Genomic DNA, 3452 nt, shown 5'->3' with positions numbered 1-3452 from the left:
ACACCATCACCCAAAACCCCCACACCCCCATCCACCACATCAACACCCTCACACCCCAAGAACACCAACAACTCACCCAATGGAACACCACGGATCACCCGATTCCAGGGGCGGGCCGTACGGTTCATCAGCTCTTCGCCGAGCAGGTATCGCGTACCCCGTCGGCGATCGCGGTCCGCTCCGGTACGGACGAGCTGACCTATCGGGAGCTGGACGACCGGTCGGGACGGCTGGCCGCCGCCCTCATCGCGGACGGGGTACGTCCCGAGGACACCGTGGGGGTGCTGCTGGACCGCTCCGCGGAGCTGCTGGTCGCGTTGCTGGCGGTCCTCAAGGCGGGCGCCGCCTATCTGCCGCTGGACGTACGGGATCCCGAATCGCGCAGGCGGGCCTTCCTCCAGGAGACCGGAGCCCGGGTCGTGGTCACGAACCCCGCCGCGTACGAGGGCGCCGAACTGCCCGACGGCATCCGGCCGATCCTCGTCGGCGACGCCGTCGCCGCCCCGGCGGACGGCACCGGTCCGTTCGCCGTACCGGACGACGACGACCGCCGGCTCGCGTACATCATGTACACCTCCGGCTCCACCGGCCGGCCGAAGGGTGTGGCGGTGCCGCACTCGGCGGTCGTCAAGCTGGCCGCCGACCGGTGCTGGCGGAACGGGAACCACCGGCGGGTGCTCTTCCACTCCCGGCACTCCTTCGACGCGGCGACCTACGAGATCTGGGTACCGCTGCTGTCCGGCGGGGAGATCGTCGTCGCACCCCCCGGCCAGCTCGGCACCGCCGAGATCGAGGCGCTCGTCCGGCAGCACGGGATCACGGCGCTCTGGCTGACGGCGGGGCTCTTCCATCTCGTCGCCCAGGAGAACCCCCGTGCCCTGGCGGGCCTGCGGGAGTTGTGGTCCGGCGGTGACGTGGTCGATCCGCGGGCGGTGGACAGGACCCGGGACGCCTGTCCCGGGCTGTCGATCGTGGACGGCTACGGTCCGACCGAGAGCACCACCTTCGCCACCCACCACCGGATCCCGGCGGATGCCCCGCCGGCGGCGGTGGTGCCGATCGGCCGCCCGCTCGACAACACCCGGATCCATATCCTCGACTCCGCGCTGCGGCCGGTGCCACCGGGGGTCGCGGGTGAGCTGTACATCGCCGGGGCGGGCCTGGCCCGCGGCTACTTCCACCGGCCGGGACTGACGGCCGAACGCTTCGTCGCCGACCCCTACGGACCACCCGGCACCCGCATGTACCGCACCGGCGACCTCGCCCGCCGGCACACCGACGGGACCATCGGCTATCTCGGCCGTACGGACCACCAGGTGAAGCTCCGCGGCTTCCGGATCGAACCCGGTGAGATCGAGAGCGCCCTGACCGCCCGTCCGGACATCGCCCGTGCCGCGGTGGTCCCGTACGGCGACGGCTCGGGGAGTACCCGGCTCGTGGCGTATCTCGTCCCCGCCCCGGGGGCGGCCCCCGACGCCGACGTGCTCCGTGGGCGACTGGCGACGACGCTGCCCGATTACATGATCCCCGCGGCGTTCGTCCCGCTGGACGACCTTCCGCTGACGGCCAACGGGAAGCTCGACCGCCGGGCCCTGCCCGCGCCCGACTTCGGCGGGCGGGTCACCGACCGCGCCCCGGGCACCGAGCGCGAGCGCGTACTCGCCGATCTCTTCGCCGAAGTCCTCGGGCTGCCGCGGGTCGGTGTCGACGACAACTTCTTCCGGCTGGGCGGCGACAGCATCCTCTCCATCCAGTTGGTCAGCCGGGCCCGCGAACGCGGTCTCGTGATCACTCCCGGCGAGGTGTTCCAGTATCAGTCGATCGCCGAGCTGGCGGCCGTGGCCCGCGCCGCCGACACCCTTCCCGCCGTCGCGCCGGACGGGGACGGCGAAGGGACCGGGGAGGTGCCGCTGACCCCGGTGATGCTCGCCTTCGGCGTCGACGGTCCCGGGTTCGCCGAGTTCCATCAGTCGGTCGTGGTCAGAACACCCGCGGGGGCGACCCGGGACGCACTGGTCCGGGCGCTTCAGGCGGTCCTCGACCGGCACGACATGCTCAGGGCGCGGCTGGCCGGGGCGGGGCCCGGGGCCCGGCTGGTCGTTCCCGCGCCCGGGAGCGTCCCGGCCGCGCCGCTACTGCGGCGTATCGACCGGGCCGCGACCGCGGCGGACGACGACGGCGCCTTCGCGGACGCCGCGGCGGAGGAGCGGCGCCTGCTGGACCCCGCCGGGGGCGTCATGCTGCGGGCCGTCTGGTTCGACGCGGGCCCCGGGGAACCCGGCGCGCTGCTGATCCTGCTGCACCATCTCGTGGTCGACGGCGTGTCCTGGCGGATCCTGCTGGGCGATCTGGAGGCGGCCTGGCGCGCGGTGTCCGCCGGGGACGAGCCGCGGCTGCCCGCCGTGCCCACGTCCTTCCGCCGCTGGTCGCGACTGCTCGCCGACGAGGCCCGGGACCCCGGCCGGCGGCAGGAGGCGGCCTACTGGACCGGGCTGCTGGGGCGGCCGGAGCCGCCGCTCGGCGGACGTCCGCTCGACCCGGGCCGCGACACCGTCGGGACGGCGGCCACCCTGACCTGGACCCTGTCCCCGGAACGGACCAGGGCCCTGATCGCGGACGTCCCGGCCCGCTTCCGGTGCGGCGTCGACGACGTACTCCTCACGGCGCTCGGCCTGGCGCACCGCGACTGGCAGGAGGGCCGGGGCCCGGCCGGTGACGGATCCCTGCTGGTCGACCTCGAAGGGCACGGCCGGCACGACCTCGTGGACGGGCTCGATCTGTCCCGTACGGTCGGCTGGTTCACCAGCATCCAACCGCGGCGGATCGACACCGGGACCGCGCCGCCCGGCGGTCCCGCGGCGATCGCGGCACTGAAGCGGGTGAAGGAGCGGTCGGCGGCCGTGCCCGGGTACGGCCTCGGCTTCGGGCTGCTGCGCCATCTCCGTCCGGAGACCGCAGGACCGCTGGCCGACGCGCCCCGTCCGCAGATCGCCTTCAACTACCTCGGGCGGTTCCCGGTGCCCGGCCGCGCGGACTGGGCCCCGGTCACAGAGGCCTCGGTCCTGGCGGGCGGCGCCCATCCTGGGATGCCGCTCACCCACGCCCTGTCGGTCAACGCCGTCGCCCTCGAATCGGCCGACGGTCCGCGGCTGACCTTCACCTGTGCCTGGCCGGGCGAGCTGCTCGCCGAGGACGACGTACGCGCCTTCGGCGACGCGTGGGTCCGGGCGCTCGGTCTGCTCGCCGAGCACGCCACGGCTCCGGACGCCGATGGTCTGACGCCGTCGGACGTGCCGCTGGTCTCGATCGGTCAGGAGGAGATCGACGCCATCGAGGCGGAGCTGCGTCCGGCCGACATCCTGCCGTTGGCGCCGTTGCAGGAAGGCCTGCTCTTCCACGCCCTCTACGACGAAGAATCCCCCGACATCTACATCGTCCAGATCACCCTCGAA

1 protein-coding gene is annotated in these 3452 nt (G+C 73.6%); it reads left to right on the top strand.

All coding sequences use genetic code 11. From position 1 onward, the window contains the following. Positions 1-3452, top strand: a 3452-nt coding sequence (locus ACFXG1_RS32980) for an amino acid adenylation domain-containing protein (protein ID WP_384745860.1), incomplete at both ends; no start/stop codon positions are given.

Source organism: Streptomyces sp. NPDC059248 (genome assembly GCF_042753905.1).
In the GTDB taxonomy this organism is placed as follows: Bacteria; Actinomycetota; Actinomycetes; order Streptomycetales; family Streptomycetaceae; genus Streptomyces.
The sequence above is the reverse complement of the archived record's forward strand: the minus strand, read 5'-3'. Positions and strand labels throughout refer to the sequence as shown.